The following is an 18,400-nucleotide window of genomic DNA, read 5'->3' on the forward strand; positions in this document are numbered from 1 at the left end:
GGGCTCCGGGTGTGCTCAGTCTTGGCGCACAAAATAGTCATAACGCATGGAAACCGTTACCTCGAACGGCTCGGGCTGGTCGATTACCCGTGCACGTTTTTCGGCGCTGGCGCGCCAGCCGTGTGGGGTCATGGCCAGCAGGTCGGCGCGGGCCTTGGGGGCGGCCAGGCTCAGGCGCAACGCCAGGGTTTCGCTGTGGGCATGGACCATGCCCTCGGGGACCAGGGCCAGGTGCTTGTCGTCGGCGTAAGGGCGTACTTCATCGTAGAGCACTTCGCGCAGTTCCATCAGGTGGCCGCTGGTCGGGCCTACCCGCATCAGGCCACCGCCGGGGCTGAGCAGGCGTTTGGCTTCGGCCCAGTCCAGCGGGCTGAATACGCTGGCGATGAACTGGCAGCTGGCATCGGCCAGCGGTACGCGGGCCATGCTGGCGACCATCCAGGTGACAGCCGGTGCGCGGCGGCAGGCACGCTTGACCGCCTCGCGGGAGATATCCAGGGCGTAACCGTCGGCCGCGGGCAGGGCCTGGGCCAACTGCGCGGTGTAGTAGCCCTCGCCGCAGCCAATGTCCAGCCACGCACCGGGCTGGCGCTCGGCGGCCAGTTCGGCCAGGCGCTGGGCCACCGGCGCGTAGTGGCCGCCGTCGAGAAAGTCGCGACGTGCCTCGACCATGGCCTGGTTGTCACCCGGGTCACGGCTGTTCTTGTGCTGCACCGGCAGCAGGTTCAGGTAGCCCTGGCGGGCCCGGTCGAAGCGGTGGCCTGCCGGGCAGGCCACGCCGTTGTCGACTTGCGCCAGCGGCGCCTGGCAAAGGGGGCAGGCAAGCATCAGGCGAGCAACCGGACCAGGGTCTGGTAGTAGATTTCAGTCAGCAGGTCGAGGTCGCTGGCCAGAATCCGCTCATCCACCTGGTGGATGGTGGCGTTGACCGGGCCCAGCTCGACCACCTGGGTGCCCAGGGTGGCGATGAAGCGGCCATCGGACGTGCCGCCGCTGGTCGACGGTTGGGTGTCGCGGCCGGTGACACCTTTGATGCTGGCCGAAACGGCACCCAGCAGCTCGCCCGGCTCGGTGAGGAACGGCAGGCCTGACAGCGCCCAGTCGATCGACCAGTCCAGTTCGTGCTTGTCGAGGATCGCCGACACCCGCGCCTGCAGGCCTTCGACGGTGGACTCGGTGGAGAACCGGAAATTGAACAGCGCAGTCAGCTCGCCCGGAACCACGTTGGTGGCACCGGTGCCGGAGTTGAGGTTGGAGATCTGGAAGCTGGTCGGCGGGAAGAATGCATTGCCTTCGTCCCAGTGCTCGGCTGCCAGCTCCGCCAGGGCCGGTGCGGCCAGGTGAATGGGGTTGCGCGCCAGGTGCGGGTAGGCCACATGGCCCTGTTTGCCGCGCACGGTCAGCTTGGCGCCCAGCGAGCCACGGCGGCCGTTCTTGACCACGTCACCCAGCAGGGTGGTGCTGGACGGTTCGCCGACGATGCACCAGTCCAGGCGCTGGTTACGTGCTTTGAGGCGTTCGACCACAGCCTTGGTGCCGTGGTGGGCCGGGCCTTCCTCGTCGCTGGTGATCAGGAACGCGACCTTGCCGCGGTGGTCGGGGTAATCCTGCACGAAGCGTTCGCTGGCAACCACCATGCAGGCCAGGCTGCCTTTCATGTCAGCTGCGCCGCGGCCGCAGAGCATGCCGTTGGCGTCGATCAGCGCATCGAACGGTTCATGTTGCCATTGCTGCACCGGGCCGGTGGGCACCACGTCGGTGTGGCCGGCGAAGCACAGTACCGGGCCTTCCTGCTGGCCATGGGTCGCCCAGAAATTGTCGACGTCTTCGATGCGCATCGGCTCGAGCTGGAAGCCCACGGCGCCGAGGCGGTTCATCATTTGCGCCTGGCAATCGGCGTCGACGGGGGTGACGGAGGGGCGACGGATCAGGTCGCAGGCCAGTTGAAGGGTAGGCGAGAGCTCGGCAGGGGCCGTCATGGGGAACTCCGGGGCAAGGCAAGGCGGGGAAATCTGAGGGGCGTTATCTTATAGCAAACCAGTCGCGAAAGGGGCGCCAAGCGCCCCCAACATCTCAAGCCTGCTGCGCCTCGGCAGCCTTGTGCGCAGGCTTGGGCAGCGACGACAGCAGCGCCATCACCAGTGCCGCCACGTACGGCAACGACTGCACCAGCAGCATGGCCATCCAGAAGCGCATGTCCGAACTCGGCAGCCCCTGCACTAGGTAGATACCCAGCGCTGCGCCCCACAACAGCAGCATGATGAACAGTTCCTCGCGCGCCTCGGCAATCGCCACCAGCAAGCCATGGCTGTCGGCATGCTTTGGCGTGCGGATGAACGGCATGCTGCTGGTGAAGAACCCGTACAGCACCGCTTTGGCGATGGTATGCGACAGCGCCAGCCCCGCCAGCGCCGCCGCGAAGGCATCCTTCATGTTTACCCCCACCGCGCGCCGGTAGAGGAACAGGATCTTGCCGACCTTGAAGAAGAACAGCGCCAGCGGCGGGATGGCGAAAATCATCAGTGGCGGGTCGACCCGGTGCGGCACGATGATCATCGCGGCCGACCACAGCAGCGCGCCGATGGTGAAGAAAATGTTCATGCCATCGGCGATCCAGGGCAGCCAGCCGGCCAGGAAGTGGTAGCGCTGGCCGCGCGTCAGCTGGCTACCCGTGCCGCGCAGCAGGGCGCCGGCGTGGTGCTTGATGATCTGGATGGCACCGTATGCCCAGCGGAAGCGCTGTTTCTTGAAATCGATGAACGTGTCGGGCATCAAGCCCTGGCCATAACTGTTGTGGGCGTAAGCCGCCGACAGGCCTCTCTCGAACACGCGCAGGCCCAGTTCGGCGTCCTCGCAGATACACCACTCGGCCCAGCCCAGTTCTTGCAGCACGCTGCGCCGGGTCATGGTCATGGTGCCATGCTGGATGATCGCGTCACGGTCGTTGCGGGTGACCATGCCGATGTGGAAGAAGCCCTTGTATTCGCTGTAGCACAGCTTCTTGAATGCACTTTCGTGTTGGTCGCGGTAGTCCTGCGGCGACTGCACCACGGCAATTTTCGGGTCGGCGAAGTGCGGCACCATGTGCTTGAGCCAGTTGCGGTCGACGCAGTAGTCCGAGTCGATCACCGCGATCACTTCGGCGTCTGGCGCGGTGTGCGGGATCAGGTAGTTCAGCGCGCCGCCCTTGAAGCCAGCCAAGGGTGCGACGTGGAAGAACTTGAACCGTTCGCCCAGTTTCTCGCAATGGGCCTTGAGCGGTTCCCACACGGCCGGGTCCTTGGTGTTGTTGTCGATCACCAGCACTTCATAATCGGGGTAGTCCAGCGCGGCCAGGGCGTCGAGGGTCTGCTTGACCATTTCTGGCGGCTCGTTGTAGCACGGTACATGCACCGACACCTTGGGCCGGTAGGCGCTGTCGGCCTGTACTGGCAGAAACTCGCGGCGGCGCTTGTGGATCCACACCGCCTCGGCCAGTTCATGCGCCTCGGTGAGTAGCACGATGAACACCCCCAATGCGCCGAGCGCCAGCAACACGCCGACGGTCAGGCTGAACCAGGTGCTGTATTGCTGGCTGTAGTCGTAGGCGATCCACACCAGCACCGACCCGCACAGGAAGGTGATGAACGTCAGGAAGGTCCGGCCGCGTTGGCGCAAGGCCGAGCCGTCGATGAACAGCACCATCAGCGCGATCATGGCCAGCACCACCGACGCGACCGCCAGGGCGCGCCACTGCGGAATCGCCACCACGGGCCCCTCGAAATTGAACTTCTGCTGGCGCTCGGCGTTGTAGACGCCCCAGTAAGCGCCTACCGAGCCTTCGTCACTGGCCTTCCAGGGCTGGTCATAGGCTTCGATTACAAAATAGTTGTAGCCACGGCGGTTGAGCGTGTTGACCAAGGTGCGCAGGTAGATGGCCTGATCGGCCTGGGTGGCATCGGCCCCCCCGCGCATGCGGCCATTGCTCGGCCAGCCGACCTCCGACAGCAACAGCGGCTTGCGGGGGAACTGCTGCTTCAGCTCGCGGGCACGGTCGAGCACGAACTCCACCGAGTCTTTCATCGGCACGAATTCCCAGTAAGGCAGGATGTGCGCGGCAATCAGGTCGACGTGCCTGGCCAGCTCCGGGTGTTCCTTCCAGATATGCCACTGCTCACTGGTGGTTACCGGGACCTTGACCGCGGCACGTACCCTGTCCAGGTACTTGATGAGGTTTTCCGGTGTCACTTCTTCGCGGAACAGCGCCTCGTTACCCACCACTACGCGCACCACGCTGCGCGAGGTATTGGCCAACTCGATGGCGGTGGCAATTTCCCGCTCGTTGCGTTCGAGGTCGGGGCTGATCCAGATGCCCAGTGTCACCCGCAGGCCGAACTCTTCGGCCAGCCGTGGGATGTCTGCCTGGGTGCCTTCCACGGTGTAGATGCGGATGCTGTCGGTCAGTTTGCTCAGTTGTTCCAGGTCCTGACGCATTTCTTCGTCACTGGGGTACTGGCCCTTTTGCGGGCTTTCACCCAGGCGGAACGGCGAATACGAGAAGCCAGAGATTTGTTCTGGCCAGGCGGGCGCGGAAACCGGGCGATTGATCAGCGCCCAGAAGCCGGTGAACAACGCAGCGATGGCCAGCACCACAACCAGGTTCAGGCCGAATTTACGTGAAGACATTGTCGTCCATTTCTGTCGAAGTGATAGGACATTAAAGCAGGGTTAGTAGTCCATTTCCTAACGGTGCAGGCCTTGGGCTCGCTGGCATATAATGCGCGCCGGTTTTTTGGGGTATGAACATGAGTACAGAAGATCCGCGCTTCGCCGGCGTAGCCCGGTTGTACGGCGATCAAGGCTTGCAACGCCTGGGCCAGGCCCATGTGGCGGTGGTCGGGATTGGCGGGGTGGGTTCGTGGGTGGCCGAAGCGCTGGCGCGCAGTGGCGTGGGCGAAATCACCCTGTTCGACCTGGACGATGTCTGCGTCAGCAACACCAACCGCCAGGCCCACGCCCTGGAAGGGCAGGTGGGGCGCCCCAAGGTCGAGGTCATGGCCGAGCGCCTGCGGGCGATCAACCCGGCCTGCACGGTGCATGCAGTCGCCGATTTCGTCACCCGCGACACCATGGTCGAGTACATCACCGAACACCTGGACTGCGTGATCGACTGCATCGACAGCGTCATGGCCAAGGCCGCGCTGATCGCCTGGTGCCGCCGGCGCAAGATCGCCATCGTCACCACCGGGGGGGCCGGCGGGCAGATCGACCCCACGCAGATCCAGATCGCCGACCTCAACAAGACCTTCAACGATCCGCTGGCCTCGCGGGTCCGCTCTACGTTGCGGCGTGACTACAACTTCTCGCGCAATGTCAGCCGCAACTATGGCGTGCCGTGTGTGTTTTCCAGTGAGCAGCTGCGTTACCCCAAAGGCGATGGCAGCGTGTGCCTGCAGAAAAGCTTCGTTGGCGAAGGCGTGCGGCTGGATTGTGCCGGCGGCTTTGGCGCGGTGATGATGGTGACCGCCACCTTTGGCATGGTGGCAGCGAGCAAGGCGATAGAGAAACTGGTGGCCGGTGCGCGACGGCCATCGGAGCGGGTCAAGCCCGTGTAAATCCTTGTAGGAGCGGCCTCGTGTCGCGATGGGGCGCGCAGCGCCCCCAACGATGTTGGCCCCCACCCCAGTTAACGTTTGACCACCAGCTCTGCCATGCGCTGCAACACCGCATGCAGCCCATTGCTGCGCGACGGCGACAGCTGGCGCTCCAGCCCCAGCTGGCTGAACCACCCCCGCAGGTCGAGCGCCAGCAGTTCATCGCTGGTCAAACCCTGCACCCGCACCAGCAACAAGGCCAGCAGGCCGCGTAACAAACGGGCATCGCTACCGGCCTTGAACCGCCATGCGCCATCGGCCTGCTCGGCCACCAGCCACACCAGGCTTTCGCAACCGTGCACCCGGTTGGCCTCGGTTTTTTCGTTGGCGGCCAGCGGCTCCAGCCGGTCGCCCCATTGCATCAGCAAGCGAGCACGCTGTTCCCAGCCCTTGCCCTGTTCAAACGCGGCCAGCGCCTGTAGCGCCTGTTCCGGCAGGCTCATCGCAACAACTCCAGGCCTTGGTCCAGCGCGTCGAAGAAGCGCTGCAGGTCGCTGCTGTCGTTGTACAAGCCCAACGACACACGGATCGCACCCTCCAGGCCCAGCCCCTTCAGCAGCGGCATGGCGCAGTGGTGCCCGGCACGCACGGCAATGCCCTGCTCGGTGAGCAGGTGGGCGATATCGGCATTGTGCACGCCTTCGATGACGAAGCTGGCCAGCGCCGCCTGTGGCGTGCCCAGCACCCGGATACCCTCGCGGTCGGCCAGGCCGCGCAGCAGTTGCTGATGCAGGCTGTTTTCGTGGGCGGCGACCGCGTGGCTATCGAGGCTGGCCAGGTAGGCAAGGGTCGCGCCCAGGCCGATCACCCCGGCAATGGGCGGGGTGCCCGCTTCGAAACCCAACGGCGCCGGGCGGAAGCTGGCGCTATGGTAGTCGGCCAGTTGCACCATCTCGCCGCCAAACTGCCAATGGCGCAGCAGCTCGAAGGCCTGGCTGCGGCCGTAGAGCACGCCGACACCGTCCGGGCCATACAGCTTGTGGCTGGAAAACACATAGAAGTCGCAGCCCAGCTGCTGCACATCATGGCGCCCATGGACCACGCCCTGGGCGCCGTCGACCACGGTCACCGCACCTTGCGCACGGGCATGGGCCAGCAGGGCAGGCAAGGGCTGCCAGGTGCCCAGCACGTTGGACAACTGGCTGACGGCCAGTACCCGGGTGCGTGGACCAACCAATTGCAGGGCCTGGTCCAGGTCGATGTGGCCGTGAATGTCCAGCGGCAGTACCACCAGGCGCAGGTCGTGCCGCTGCGCCAGTTGCTGCCAAGGCAGCAGGTTGGCGTGGTGCTCCAGCGCGCTGACGGCAATTTCGTCGCCCGCTTCGAAGCGGTGCTCCAGGCCATAGGCCAGCAGGTTCAAGGCCGAAGTGGCGCCATGGGTGAACACGATCTGTCGGGCATCGGCGGCGTTGAGCCAGGCGGCCACCTTGTTGCGGCTGGTTTCGAAAGCCTGGGTCGCCAGTGCGCCGGGCAAGTGCTGGGCGCGGTGCACATTGGCTGCGCCATGGGCGTAGTAATGGCCCAGGGCATCCAGCAAGGCTTGCGGCTTCTGGGTGGTGGCGGCGCTGTCCAGGTATGTCTGGTGCTGCCGTTGCAGGGCGTCGATGGCGGGGAAATCGGCACGCCAGGGGGAGGGCTGGAACATGATCGCGGGGCCTGGAATGAAAAACGGGTCTGGCGTGTTGGCGCCAGACCCGATGTTAACACCTCAAACCGTGCAAGGTTCTCAGTTGTGGGCGTGCAATGCTTCGTTCAGCTCGATGGCCGACTTGTGGGTCTTGCATTCCACTGCGCCGTTCAGCGAGTTGCGGCGGAACAGCAGGTCGGTCTGGCCAGCCAGGTCACGCGCTTTGACCACCTTGACCAGTTCGTTGTTCTCGTCCAGCAGGTTCACCTTGGTGCCGGCAGTGATGTACAGGCCCGCTTCAACGGTGTTACGGTCACCCAGCGGGATACCGATACCGGCGTTGGCGCCGATCAGGCAGCCTTCGCCGACCTTGATGACGATGTTGCCGCCACCGGACAGGGTGCCCATGGTAGAGCAGCCGCCGCCCAGGTCCGAGCCCTTGCCGACGAATACACCAGCGGAAACCCGGCCTTCGATCATGCCCGGGCCTTCGGTGCCAGCGTTAAAGTTGACGAAGCCTTCGTGCATGATGGTGGTGCCTTCGCCAATGTAGGCGCCCAGGCGCACACGGGCGGTGTCGGCGATACGCACGCCGGCGGGGACCACGTAGTCGGTCATTTTCGGGAACTTGTCCACCGAGAACACTTCCAGCAACTCGCCTTTGAGGCGTGCTTCGAGTTGCAGTTCGGCCAGTTCGCTCAGGTCGACCGCACCCTGGTTGGTCCAGGCCACGTTCGGCAGCAGCGGGAAGATGCCGGCCAGGCTTACGCCGTGTGGCTTGACCAGGCGGTGCGACAGCAGGTGCAGCTTGAGGTACGCCTCTGGGGTCGAAGCCAGCGCAGCGTCTTCGGCCAGCAGGGTGGCGACCAGCGGCTTGTGGCTTTCGGCCAGGCGGGTCAGCAGCGCGGCCTGGGCGGCATCCACGCCTTTCACCGCTTCGGCCAGTTGGGCGGCCTGGGCGTTGCTGAAGGCGATGGCCTGGTTGCCACCCTGGTAACCAAGAACAGGCGCGACTGCGGCGACCAGTTCGGCGCTTGGGTTGAGCAGGGGTTGTGCGTAGAACACTTCCAGCCAGGCGCCCTGGCGGTTCTGGGAGCCGACACCGAAGGCCAGGCTGAACAGGGTATTGGACATGTGATTACCTCGTGCGAAATAGGGTAGGGGCTCAGGCGAAGGCTGCGGCGTACAGGTCAGGCTTGAAGCCGACCAACGTGCGCGCGCCAAGGTCGAGCACCGGGCGCTTGATCATCGACGGCTGGGCCAGCATCAGCTCGACGGCCTTGGCCTGGTCGAGGTCTGCCTTGCTGGCGTCGTCCAGCTTGCGGAACGTGGTGCCGGCACGGTTGAGGATGACTTCCCAACCGTGTTCGTCGCACCAGCGGTTCAGGCTGTCACGGTCGATGCCTTGGGTCTTGTAGTCGTGGAATTCGTAGGCGATGGACTGGTCTTCGAGCCAGGTACGCGCTTTTTTCATGGTGTCGCAGGCTTTGATGCCGTAGAGCGTGTAGGTCATTGTGTGCATTGGGGATCACAGGTTGCCCCAAACTCTCCGTTTTTCGATTTCAGTCGCGGGATTATGCGGGAACGGAGATGTGAGCGCCACGGGTGTGCTTGTCTTGGGTTTTGCAGGCGCCGCAGATGTGCCGGTCTTGGGTCTTGCATCGCTTATGAGATCGAGCGCCGCCCGCGCGGCGCTTCGCGGCTAAAGCCGCTCCTACATTTGTTTCGGGCCAATTATGCCTGTGGAATTTGCGCGCGAACGCCTTGGCGCATGTCTCGATATTGCGTCGTACAAACGAGGCGGTCGCGCGCGCCTGCACAGGATGGACTGGCCCGAAACAAATGTAGGAGCGGCTTTAGCCGCGAAGCGCCGCGCGGGCGGCGCTCGATCTCACAGGCGCTGCAAGACTCACGGCAGGCCCAACCACCCAACCGAAGTATCATCATGTTACATATTCATCCGCCACCTGCGACTATCGTGCAGCGGCCCCGGTTCGCCGATCGCCGCTAACATATTGTTTCAATGGCGATGTTTCGCCCTGTTGTCGTTTCTGGTTCACAAAGGAAGCCTTACCGGATGCAGTCCGCCTACACCGTCCTCATCCTGTTGACCTTGGTCAGCCTGTCGAAACTGGTCGGTCGCCTGATTCCGCTGCCCTTGCCGCTGGTGCAGATCGCCGCTGGCGCCTTGCTGGCGTGGCCGACCCTGGGCCTGCATGTGGCGCTGGACCCCGAGCTGTTCCTGTTTCTGTTCCTGCCGCCACTGCTGTTCGCCGATGGCTGGCGGATTCCCAAGCGCGAACTGTGGCGCCTTCGAGGGCCGGTGGTGGCGCTGGCGGTAGGGCTGGTGCTGTTTACTGTGGTCGGGGCCGGTTACTTCATTCACTGGCTGATGCCCAGCATCCCGCTGCCGGTTGCCTTCGCCTTGGCCGCCGTGTTGTCGCCGACCGACGCCGTTGCCGTATCGGCCATTACCCAGGACCGCCTGCCCACCCCGCTGATGCATATGCTGCAGGGCGAGGCGCTGATGAACGACGCCTCTGGCTTGGTGACCTTCAAGTTCGCCCTGGCGGCGGCAATCACCGGGGCCTTCTCGCTGGCCGACGCCAGCTTCAGCTTCGTGCTGGTAGCACTGGGGGGCCTGGCAGTGGGCGTGGCCCTGAGCTGGCTGATCGGCCGCCTGCGCATGTGGATGATCACCCGGGGCTGGGACGACCCTGCGACCCATGTCGTGTTCATGCTGCTGTTGCCGTTCGCGGCTTATGTACTGGCCGAGCGGCTGGGCGTGTCGGGCATTTTGTCGGCAGTGGCCGCTGGCATGATGCAGAGCTGGCTCGACCTGCTGCCACGCCAGACCAGCACCCGGCTGCTCAACCGCAGCGTCTGGTCGCTGCTGGAGTTCGCCTTCAATGGCCTGATTTTCCTGCTACTGGGCCTGCAGTTACCGGACATCATCAAGGCTGTGGTCAGCCACGAAACCACCGTGTGGCCGACCCTGGCCTACCGCTGCCTGGATGTGCTGGCGATTTTTGCCGCGCTGATCCTGCTGCGTTTCATCTGGGTGCAGAGTATCTGGCGCGCGATCGGCGTGCTGCGCCGCTGGCGCGGTAAGCCGGCGCTGGTGCTGGTGCCTACGGCGCGCTCCTGCTGGCTGCTGACCTTCGGCGGCGTGCGGGGTGCAGTGACCCTGGCGGGTGTGATGTCGGTGCCATTGCTGATGGGGGCAGGTAAGGCGTTCCCGGAACGGGACCTGCTGATTTTCATCGCGGCAGGGGTGATCCTGCTATCGCTGGTCAGCGCCTGTATCGCCTTGCCGCTGTTGCTGCGCGGGGTGACCAAAAGCGCCGACGAGCGCTTGCAACAGGAGGTGCAGGAAGCCTGGCGGCGCACGGCAGAAGCGGCGATCCATGCCTTGGAGGCGGAGGAAGTGATCGACAGCAATGCGCCGCAGGATGCAGACCAGGCAACCATGGCCACGGAACTGAAGGCGCGCCTGATGGCGGAGTACCGGGATGAGCTGGACAGTTATAACGACACGGCCGAAGCCAAGGCACTGGCCGAGCAGATGGATTTGCTGGAGCGCCGCTTGCGCCTGCGGGCGCTAAGGGCGCAGCGGCTGGAGCTGTACAACCTGCATCGTCAGCACGAGGTGGGCGATGAGGTGGTGCGGCAGGTGCTGGGCGAGCTGGACATGAGTGAGGCGAACCTGGGGCAGGTCAAATAAAGCGCTGGCGCTGCCTTGCAGCAACAGGCCTCTCACCTACCCCGGTAGGAGCAACGGTCTTACTGCAAATTTTAAAAGCCTGCGCGATTCGTTGTGGGAGCGGGCTTGCCCGCGAAGCAGGCGACGCGGTGTCTGGCACCGGCTTTGCCGGTGTTCGCGGGCATGCCCGCTCCCACAGGGCCTGCGCTGGCTTGGAGTTGCCGCCGAACTTGCAGGAGCAACTGTCTTGCTAAAAATTTGAAAAGCCTGCGCGATTCATTGTGCGGGCAAGCCCGCGAAGCAGGCGACGCGGTGTCTGGCACCGGCTTTGCCGGTGTTCGCGGGCATGCCCGCTCCCACAGGAACCGCGTACAAACCGCCCCCCGATCCTGTCAGCGGCTTTGCAGAAACGCGCGAATGCGCTCGGCAGCTTCGATGCACTCGGCCAGCGGTGCAACCAAGGCCATGCGGACACGCCCGGCCCCCGGGTTCACACCATCCACTTCCCGCGAAAGGTAAGATCCCGGCACCACCGTCACATGCTGGGCTTCGAACAGGTCACGGGTGAACTCGGCATCGTCGCCAGGCACCTTGGCCCACAGGTAGAAGCTGCCGTCCGGGCGCTGTACGTCCAGTACCGGCTGCAGGATCTCCAGCACGGCATCGTATTTGGCGCGGTACTGGTCGCGATTTTCGCGCACATGCGCTTCATCCTGCCAGGCGGCGATGCTCGCCAGTTGGGTTTGCACCGGCATGGCGCAGCCGTGGTAGGTACGGTACAGCAGGAATGGCTTGATGATGTCGGCGTCGCCGGCAACGAAGCCCGAGCGCAGGCCCGGCAGGTTGGAGCGCTTGGACAGGCTGTGGAAGACCACGCAACGTTTGAAGTCGCTGCGGCCCAGCTCCGCGCAAGCGCTCAACAGGCCCGGCGGCGGTGCGTCTTCGTCGAAGTACAGTTCGCTGTAGCACTCATCGGCGGCGATCACGAAATCATGCTCGTCGGCCAGGGCAATCAGCGTTTTCAGGGTGTCCATGGGCACCAGCGCCCCGGTCGGGTTGCCCGGCGAGCACAGGAACAGGATCTGGCAGCGCTGCCAGACATCGGCCGGAACGGCGTCGAAGTCCGGGTTGAAGCCATTGGCTTCCAGGCACGGCAGGTAGTGTGGGGTAGCACCGGCCAGCAGGGCTGCGCCTTCATAGATCTGGTAGAACGGGTTCGGGCTGACCACCAGGCCGTCATCGACGCGGTTGACCACGGCCTGGGTGAAGGCGAACAGCGCCTCGCGGGTGCCATTGACCGGCAGGATATGACGGTCGGCGTCGAGCCAGCCGGCGGGCACGCCAAACCGCTGCTCGCACCACTGGCCAATAGCCTGGCGCAGCGCCGGCAGGCCGAGGGTGCTGGGATAGACAGCCAGCTTGTCGAGGTTGTCGGCCATGGCCTGGGCGACGAACGCCGGCGATTCGTGCTTCGGCTCACCGATCGACAGGGCGATGGCGCGTTTGTCCGCCGCAGGCTTCACGGTGCCCAGCAGGGCGCGGAGCTTTTCGAACGGGTAGGGCTGAAGCTGGGTCAAGGCATGGTTCATCGGCGCAAGGTCTCGTCAATCGTCTAATCGTTAAATGGTCAGGCGGCTCGGGCTGGTGTCGCTGCCTTGGCCGGCCTGCAGCTGCTGCACGATAGCTTCCTGCAGGCGGCTGCACAGTTGCGGGTCGGACAGCGGCTGGTTGTCGGCATCGGTGATGAAGAACACGTCTTCGACCCGTTCGCCGAGGGTGGCGATCTTGGCGTTCTGCAGTGACAGGTCGAATTCCAGGAAAATCCGCCCCAGCCGGGCCAGCAGGCCAGGGCGGTCGGGGGCCGTGATCTCGAGAATGGTCACCGGCCGTTGGGCATCGTTGAGGATGGTCACCTGTGGCGGGAAGTCGAAGTGCTTGAGCTGGCGGGGCACCCGGCGCTGAATGATGGTCGGGTAGTTCTCGGGGTTGCGCAAGGCTTCGCTCAGGCCGTCGCGAATCTGCCGCACCCGTTGCGGGTTGTCGCCAATCGAGCCGCCGTCGTTGTCCAGCACGATGTAGGTGTCGAGGGTGAACTGGCTGCTGGAGGTGATGATTCGCGCGTCGTGAATGTTCAGGTTCAGCTGCGACATGGCCGCTACTGTCACCGCAAAGAAGTCGTGCTGGTCCGGGGCGTAGATGAAGATCTGCGTGCCACCCTCGAACTCGCGCTGGGTAGTTTCCTTGATCAGCACCAGAGGGCCGCCATCGGCGGGCTGCTGCAGGATCGCATCACTGTGCCAGGCCACGTCGGCCGCAGTGTGCTTGAGGAAGTAGTCATCGCCCAGCTGCGACCACAATTGTTCGACGTCGTCCGGGTCGGTGCCCTCGCGCACCAGGATGTCCAGGGCCGCCGACTGGGTCTGGCGAATCTGCTCTTCGCGGTCCAGCGGGTTTTCCAGGCCGCGGCGCAAGGCCCGCTTGGTCTCGGTGTAAAGCTGGCGCAACAGGCTGGCGCGCCACGAGTTCCACAAGCTGGGGTTGGTGGCATTGATATCGGCCACGGTCAGCACGTACAGGTAGTCCAGGCGCGTTTCGTCGCCGACGTGCAGGGCAAAGTCGTTGATCACCTGCGGGTCGGACAGGTCCTTGCGCTGGGCGGTGGTAGACATCACCAGGTGGTTGAGCACCAGCCAGACGATCAGCCGGCTGTCCCACGCGGGCAGTTGGTGGCGTTCGCAGAACTTCTGCGCGTCTACTGCACCGAGCTCCGAGTGGTCACCGTGGCGGCCCTTGCCGATGTCGTGGTACAGGCCGGCCAGGTAGATCAGCTCGGGTTTGGGCAGGCGCCCCATCAGCTTGCTGGCCAGCGGAAACTTCTCGGACACCGGTGTGTACTGCAGCTTGCGCAGATGCTTGATGAGGTTGAGGGTGTGCGCATCCACGGTATAGATGTGGAACAGGTCGTGCTGCATCTGCCCGACGATCAGGCCGAACTCGGGCAGGTAACGCCCCAGGATGCCGTAGCGGTTCATTCGGCGCAGGTTACGGTGTATGCCGATCTCGCACTTGAACAGCTCGATGAACAGGCTGGTATTGCGGATGTCGGTGCGGAACGTGTCGTCGATCAGGTGCCGGTGTTCGCGCAGCAGGCGCACGGTATCGGCGCGTACACCCTTGATTTCCGGGTGCTGGGCCATCAGCACGAACATCTCCAGCATGGCGAACGGCGTGCGCTTGAATACGTTCGGCCGGGTGGCCTCGATATAGCCGTCATGCAGGCGGAAGCGCGCATTCAGCGGCTGGGTGCTGCCACTGTCCTCGTCGGCGAGGATGACCTCCTCGAAGTGCTGGATGATCAGGTCGCACAGCTGGCTGATGCTCATCACCACCCGGTAGTACTGGGTCATGAACTGCTCGATCGCCCGCTTGGGGTTCTCGTCGTGGTAGCCCAGCAGTTCGGCCAGGCTGCGCTGGTGGTCGAACAGCAGGCGGTCTTCGGCGCGGCCGGCCAGCATGTGCAGGGCGTAACGCACCTTCCATAGAAAGTCCTGCGACGAGGCCAGCAGTTCGTTCTCGCTTTCCAGCAGGAAGCCTTCGCCAGCCAGTGCGAGCAGGTTCAAGGTGCCGTATTGGCGGCGCGCCACCCACAGTACGGTCTGGATATCGCGCAGGCCGCCAGGGGACCCTTTGACGTTGGGCTCCAGGTTGTACTCGGTGTCGTTGTACTTGTGGTGGCGGGCCTTGAGTTCGGCGCGCTTGGCCAGGAAGAACTCCTTGCTCGGCCACATGTGCGCGGTGCTGGTCACGTCCAGCATGCGTTGGCGCAACGGCTCCGGGCCGGCAATGGTGCGGCTTTCCATCAGGTTGGTGATCACCGTGAGGTCGGCGCGGGCCTGTTCGGCACACTCGTCCACGGTACGCACGCTCTGGCCGACTTCCAGGCCTATGTCCCACAGCAGGGTCAGAAACCGTTCGATGGCATCGCGGTACTGTTCATGCTCGGCAGCCCCCAGGAGGATCAGCAGGTCGATGTCCGAATGCGGGTGCAATTCACCGCGCCCGTAGCCACCCACCGCAACCAGGGCGATGCCGCTGTGGTCCCCCCAGTCGAACTGGTTCCAGGCTTGTTGCAGGATATTGTCGACCAGCCAGGCACGGGCCTCGATCAGCGGGCGAATGTCGCCGCCGGCGCGGAAACGCTTGTCGAGCACCTCGCCGGCCAGGCGGATGGCTTTCTTGAAAGCGGCGATAGGGCTCGCCTTGAGGGCCAGTTCCGCCTGGAACTGGCCGCGGTCGAACAGTTCGGGGTCCACCTGGGGCATCGCGTCACGTTCCTGTCGTGGGTTGGCCGGGATCAGGCCGAGGTGCGCGGGATCGTGTCGTCCTTGCGCAGGGTGAAGATCTCGTAGCCGGTCGCAGTCACCACCAGGGTGTGCTCCCATTGGGCCGAGAGCTTGCGGTCCTTGGTGATGGCGGTCCAGCCGTCGCCCAGCACCTTGGTGTCGGCCTTGCCCTGGTTGATCATGGGTTCGATGGTGAAGGTCATGCCTTCCTTCAGTTCCATGCCCGTGCCTGCGCGGCCGTAGTGGAGGATCTGCGGTTCTTCGTGGAACACCTTGCCGATACCGTGGCCGCAGAATTCACGCACCACCGAGAAGCCGTTCTTTTCGGCGTGCTTCTGGATGACTTCACCGATGTCGCCCAGGCGGCACCCCGGCTTGACCAGTTCAATGGCCTTGTACATGCATTCCTGGGTCACCTTGGACAGGCGCTCGGCCCATGCTGGCACGGTGCCGACATGGAACATGCGGCTGGTATCGCCGTGGTAGCCGTCCTTGATCACGGTGACGTCGATGTTCAGCGTGTCACCGTCCTTGAGCGGCTTGTCGTTGGGGATGCCGTGGCAGACCACATGGTTGATCGAGGTGCAGATCGACTTCGGGTAGCCTTTGTAGTTGAGCGGCGCCGGGATGGCCTGCTGAACATTGACGATGTAGTCGTGGCACAGGCGGTCCAGCGCTTCGGTGGTGACGCCGGGCTTGACGTGTTCCTCGATCATTTCCAGCACTTCGGCAGCCAGGCGGCCAGCGATGCGCATCTTTTCGATGTCTTCTGCGGTCTTGATGGTAACGGTCATTACAGGCTCTCTACGGCGCCGTGCACGGCGCGAATAAACGGGAAAGGGCTTATTCTATCAGAGCGTCCAGCTGCAAGCTGCAAGTGGCAAGTGGCAAGTGGCAAGTGGCAAGTGGCAAGTGGCAAGTGGCAAGTGGCAAGCTACAAGAAGAAGCGGATCGTGCGTCGGCTGCTTTTTGCTTTTGCTTTTGCTTTTGCTTTTGCTTTTGCTTGAAGCTTGAAGCTTGCAGCTTGCAGCTGCTTCCACCGGGTTCCGTTTGCCCGCGGTCTGTGGTATAACATGCGCCGCTTTCGGGCACGACCCCGTCAGCATTTAACCCACACACGTGTCGACACGATGACCTGGGTGCCCCGAGTTGCAGAATTCGCGGGTTGGTCATTGGGATACGTGGAGGCCCAACCCGACTTATCAAGGAACTATCATGTCCCAAGTCAATATGCGCGATATGCTGAAGGCCGGTGTGCACTTCGGCCACCAGACCCGTTACTGGAACCCGAAAATGGGCAAGTACATTTTCGGCGCGCGTAACAAGATCCACATCGTCAACCTGGAAAAAACCCTGCCAATGTTCAACGACGCTCTGTCGTTCGTAGAGCGCCTGGCCCAGGGCAAGAACAAGATCCTGTTCGTCGGCACCAAGCGTTCCGCCGGCAAGATCGTCGCCGAGCAAGCTGCTCGTTGCGGTTCGCCATACGTTGACCACCGTTGGTTGGGCGGCATGCTGACCAACTACAAAACCATCCGCGCCTCGATCAAGCGTCTGCGCGACCTGGAAACCCAGGCCGAAGATGGCACTTTCGCCAAGCTGACCAAGAAAGAAGCCCTGATGCGCTCCCGCGACCTGGAAAAACTGGATCGCAGCCTGGGCGGCATCAAGGACATGGGTGGTCTGCCAGACGCTCTGTTCGTTATCGACGTTGATCACGAGCGCATCGCGATCACCGAAGCCAACAAACTGGGTATCCCGGTCATCGGCGTTGTCGATACCAACAGCAGCCCGGAAGGTGTTGACTACATCATCCCAGGTAACGATGACGCCATTCGCGCTATCGAGCTGTACATGACTTCGATGGCTGACGCTGTCATCCGCGGCCGCAACAACGTTGCCGGCGGCACTGAAGTCTACGCTGAAGAAGCGGCTGCACCTGCTGCTGAGTAATAGGCGCTAGCGTCTACTTGGCACGCGAAAAGGGGGCTCTGCCCCCTTTTTGCCACCTTGAAATCCTGCTGTCAGCATCGGCCCCGCATCATGGGCCTGCTGGAACACAAACGGCGGATTTGCAGAATTTAACGCCCGTGACCAACGGGTGGAATGGTTGAAAAACTTTCCAAGAGGATTTTGAAATGGCAGCAATTACTGCAGCGCTGGTCAAAGAACTGCGCGAGCGTACCGGCGAAGGCATGATGGATTGCAAAAAGGCCCTGGAAAAGGCCGGCGGCGACATCGAAAAAGCCATTGACGACATGCGTGCCTCGGGCGCCATCAAGGCCGCCAAAAAGGCTGGCAACGTCGCTGCTGAAGGCGCTATCGCGGTCAAGACCGACGGTAAATCCGCCGTTCTGCTGGAAGTGAACTCGCAGACCGACTTCCTGGCCCTGCAAGACGACTTCAAGAACTTCGTTGCTGAAAGCCTCGAAGAAGCCTTCGCCCAGAAGCTGACCGACGCTGCGCCGCTGATCGCTTCGCGTGAAGCTGCTCGTGAAGCCCTGGTCGCCAAGTGCGGCGAGAACGTCAACATCCGCCGCCTGGTGCGCGTCGAGGGTGACGTTGTGGGTGCCTACCTGCACGGCAACAAGATCGGTGCCGTTGTTGTCTTGAACGGCGGCGACGTCGAGCTGGCCAAGAACATCGCCATGCACGTGGCTGCGTCGAACCCTGAGTTCCTGGATTCGTCGGAAATCTCCGCCGAGGCCATCGAGCGTGAGAAGGGCGTGTTCCTGCAGCTGAACGCTGACAAGATCGCCGGCAAGCCAGAGAACATCGTTGAGAACATGATCAACGGCCGTATCACCAAGTTCAAGGCTGAAGCCTCGCTGAAAGAGCAGGCTTTCGTCATGAACCCGGAAGTCAAAGTTGGCGAGCTGGCCAAGAAAGCCGGTGCTGAAATCGTTTCCTTCACCTACTTCAAAGTAGGCGAGGGCATCGAGAAGCCAGTCGACGACTTCGCTGCTGAAGTTGCCGCTCAGGTAGCTGCTGCCAAGCAGTAAGACAGCCCCGTCTGTCGCCCCAAAGAGGCTGCCCGCTCACGCGCGCAGCCTCTTTGTCAAAGCGGGAACGGTTTACAGAAACCGCTGCTCGC

14 protein-coding genes are annotated in these 18,400 nt (G+C 63.4%); 4 read left to right on the plus strand and 10 right to left on the minus strand.

The window, feature by feature from the left end; all coding sequences use genetic code 11:
• Nucleotides 1-15 precede the first annotated feature (15 nt).
• From DMX12_RS14400 to DMX12_RS14410, 3 genes are all read right to left on the minus strand, one after another.
• Nucleotides 16-828, minus strand: coding sequence for a putative RNA methyltransferase (locus DMX12_RS14400; RefSeq protein WP_047150000.1), 813 nt, complete (start codon nt 826-828; stop codon nt 16-18).
• Complete coding sequence (gene dapE, locus DMX12_RS14405; protein WP_110678249.1) at nt 828-1,979, minus strand: succinyl-diaminopimelate desuccinylase; 1,152 nt, start codon at nt 1,977-1,979, stop codon at nt 828-830. Before dapE ends, DMX12_RS14400 begins: the two co-directional genes overlap by 1 nt.
• Before the next feature lie 94 nt (nt 1,980-2,073).
• Nucleotides 2,074-4,665, minus strand: coding sequence for a glycosyltransferase (locus DMX12_RS14410; RefSeq protein ID WP_110678251.1), 2,592 nt, complete (start codon nt 4,663-4,665; stop codon nt 2,074-2,076).
• A 119-nt stretch (nt 4,666-4,784) separates the two neighbouring features.
• Between DMX12_RS14410 and tcdA the strand changes: the two genes are divergently transcribed.
• Nucleotides 4,785-5,594: a tRNA cyclic N6-threonylcarbamoyladenosine(37) synthase TcdA gene (gene tcdA, locus DMX12_RS14415; protein ID WP_009686964.1), complete on the plus strand. Its 810-nt coding sequence runs from the start codon at nt 4,785-4,787 to the stop codon at nt 5,592-5,594.
• Nucleotides 5,595-5,665: 71 nt separating this feature from the next.
• On the opposite strand, the gene DMX12_RS14420 is transcribed toward tcdA, so the two are convergent.
• From DMX12_RS14420 to DMX12_RS14435, 4 genes are all read right to left on the minus strand, one after another.
• Nucleotides 5,666-6,076: a SufE family protein gene (locus DMX12_RS14420; RefSeq protein ID WP_110678253.1), complete on the minus strand. Its 411-nt coding sequence runs from the start codon at nt 6,074-6,076 to the stop codon at nt 5,666-5,668.
• Entirely contained in the window at nt 6,073-7,278 is a 1,206-nt protein-coding gene (locus DMX12_RS14425; RefSeq protein ID WP_054890074.1) for a cysteine desulfurase, read from the minus strand. Before DMX12_RS14425 ends, DMX12_RS14420 begins: the two co-directional genes overlap by 4 nt.
• Nucleotides 7,279-7,359: 81 nt before the next feature.
• Nucleotides 7,360-8,394: a 2,3,4,5-tetrahydropyridine-2,6-dicarboxylate N-succinyltransferase gene (dapD, locus tag DMX12_RS14430; RefSeq protein ID WP_009686960.1), complete on the minus strand. Its 1,035-nt coding sequence runs from the start codon at nt 8,392-8,394 to the stop codon at nt 7,360-7,362.
• 31 nt (nt 8,395-8,425) lie between these two features.
• Nucleotides 8,426-8,773 (minus strand): ArsC family reductase, encoded by a 348-nt coding sequence (locus DMX12_RS14435; RefSeq protein ID WP_054881204.1) that lies wholly within the window; start codon nt 8,771-8,773, stop codon nt 8,426-8,428.
• Between the two features lie 564 nt (nt 8,774-9,337).
• On the opposite strand from DMX12_RS14435, the gene DMX12_RS14445 reads away from it, so the two are divergent.
• A complete protein-coding gene (locus DMX12_RS14445; protein ID WP_054890073.1) occupies nt 9,338-10,984 on the plus strand; it encodes a Na+/H+ antiporter in 1,647 nt (548 codons plus the stop codon).
• A 371-nt stretch (nt 10,985-11,355) separates the two neighbouring features.
• Here the strand turns inward: DMX12_RS14445 and dapC are convergent, their stop codons facing one another.
• The 3 genes from dapC to map are packed head-to-tail and all read right to left on the minus strand — an operon-like array spanning nt 11,356 to nt 16,100.
• A complete protein-coding gene (gene dapC / locus DMX12_RS14450) occupies nt 11,356-12,552 on the minus strand; it encodes a succinyldiaminopimelate transaminase (RefSeq protein ID WP_110678255.1) in 1,197 nt (398 codons plus the stop codon).
• A 30-nt stretch (nt 12,553-12,582) separates the two neighbouring features.
• Entirely contained in the window at nt 12,583-15,285 is a 2,703-nt protein-coding gene (locus DMX12_RS14455) for a [protein-PII] uridylyltransferase (protein ID WP_009686956.1), read from the minus strand.
• A gap of 32 nt (nt 15,286-15,317) precedes the next feature.
• Entirely contained in the window at nt 15,318-16,100 is a 783-nt protein-coding gene (map, locus tag DMX12_RS14460; RefSeq protein ID WP_009686955.1) for a type I methionyl aminopeptidase, read from the minus strand.
• A gap of 421 nt (nt 16,101-16,521) precedes the next feature.
• Here map and rpsB point away from each other — a divergent pair, with 421 nt between their 5' ends.
• Nucleotides 16,522-17,259 (plus strand): 30S ribosomal protein S2, encoded by a 738-nt coding sequence (rpsB, locus tag DMX12_RS14470; protein ID WP_003252287.1) that lies wholly within the window; start codon nt 16,522-16,524, stop codon nt 17,257-17,259.
• Between the two features lie 185 nt (nt 17,260-17,444).
• Nucleotides 17,445-18,308 carry a translation elongation factor Ts gene (gene tsf / locus DMX12_RS14475; protein ID WP_009686951.1) on the plus strand — a complete coding sequence of 288 codons (864 nt, stop codon included), beginning with the start codon at nt 17,445-17,447 and terminating at the stop codon, nt 18,306-18,308.
• The last annotated feature ends 92 nt before the right edge of the window (nt 18,309-18,400 follow it).

Origin of the sequence: Pseudomonas sp. MB-090624 (assembly GCF_003205245.1) — a bacterium.
Taxonomy (GTDB): domain Bacteria; phylum Pseudomonadota; class Gammaproteobacteria; order Pseudomonadales; family Pseudomonadaceae; genus Aquipseudomonas; species Aquipseudomonas juntendi.

Bases quoted from the DNA above. Each gene is read 5' to 3' on its own strand.
- DMX12_RS14400 (WP_047150000.1), bottom strand. From the start codon at position 828: ATGCTTGCCTGCCCCCTTTGCCAGGCGCCGCTGGCGCAAGTCGACAAC.
- dapE (WP_110678249.1), bottom strand. From the start codon at position 1,979: ATGACGGCCCCTGCCGAGCTCTCGCCTACCCTTCAACTGGCCTGCGAC.
- DMX12_RS14410 (WP_110678251.1), bottom strand. From the start codon at position 4,665: ATGTCTTCACGTAAATTCGGCCTGAACCTGGTTGTGGTGCTGGCCATC.
- tcdA (WP_009686964.1), top strand. From the start codon at position 4,785: ATGAGTACAGAAGATCCGCGCTTCGCCGGCGTAGCCCGGTTGTACGGC.
- DMX12_RS14420 (WP_110678253.1), bottom strand. From the start codon at position 6,076: ATGAGCCTGCCGGAACAGGCGCTACAGGCGCTGGCCGCGTTTGAACAG.
- DMX12_RS14425 (WP_054890074.1), bottom strand. From the start codon at position 7,278: ATGTTCCAGCCCTCCCCCTGGCGTGCCGATTTCCCCGCCATCGACGCC.
- dapD (WP_009686960.1), bottom strand. From the start codon at position 8,394: ATGTCCAATACCCTGTTCAGCCTGGCCTTCGGTGTCGGCTCCCAGAAC.
- DMX12_RS14435 (WP_054881204.1), bottom strand. From the start codon at position 8,773: ATGACCTACACGCTCTACGGCATCAAAGCCTGCGACACCATGAAAAAA.
- DMX12_RS14445 (WP_054890073.1), top strand. From the start codon at position 9,338: ATGCAGTCCGCCTACACCGTCCTCATCCTGTTGACCTTGGTCAGCCTG.
- dapC (WP_110678255.1), bottom strand. From the start codon at position 12,552: ATGAACCATGCCTTGACCCAGCTTCAGCCCTACCCGTTCGAAAAGCTC.
- DMX12_RS14455 (WP_009686956.1), bottom strand. From the start codon at position 15,285: ATGCCCCAGGTGGACCCCGAACTGTTCGACCGCGGCCAGTTCCAGGCG.
- map (WP_009686955.1), bottom strand. From the start codon at position 16,100: ATGACCGTTACCATCAAGACCGCAGAAGACATCGAAAAGATGCGCATC.
- rpsB (WP_003252287.1), top strand. From the start codon at position 16,522: ATGTCCCAAGTCAATATGCGCGATATGCTGAAGGCCGGTGTGCACTTC.
- tsf (WP_009686951.1), top strand. From the start codon at position 17,445: ATGGCAGCAATTACTGCAGCGCTGGTCAAAGAACTGCGCGAGCGTACC.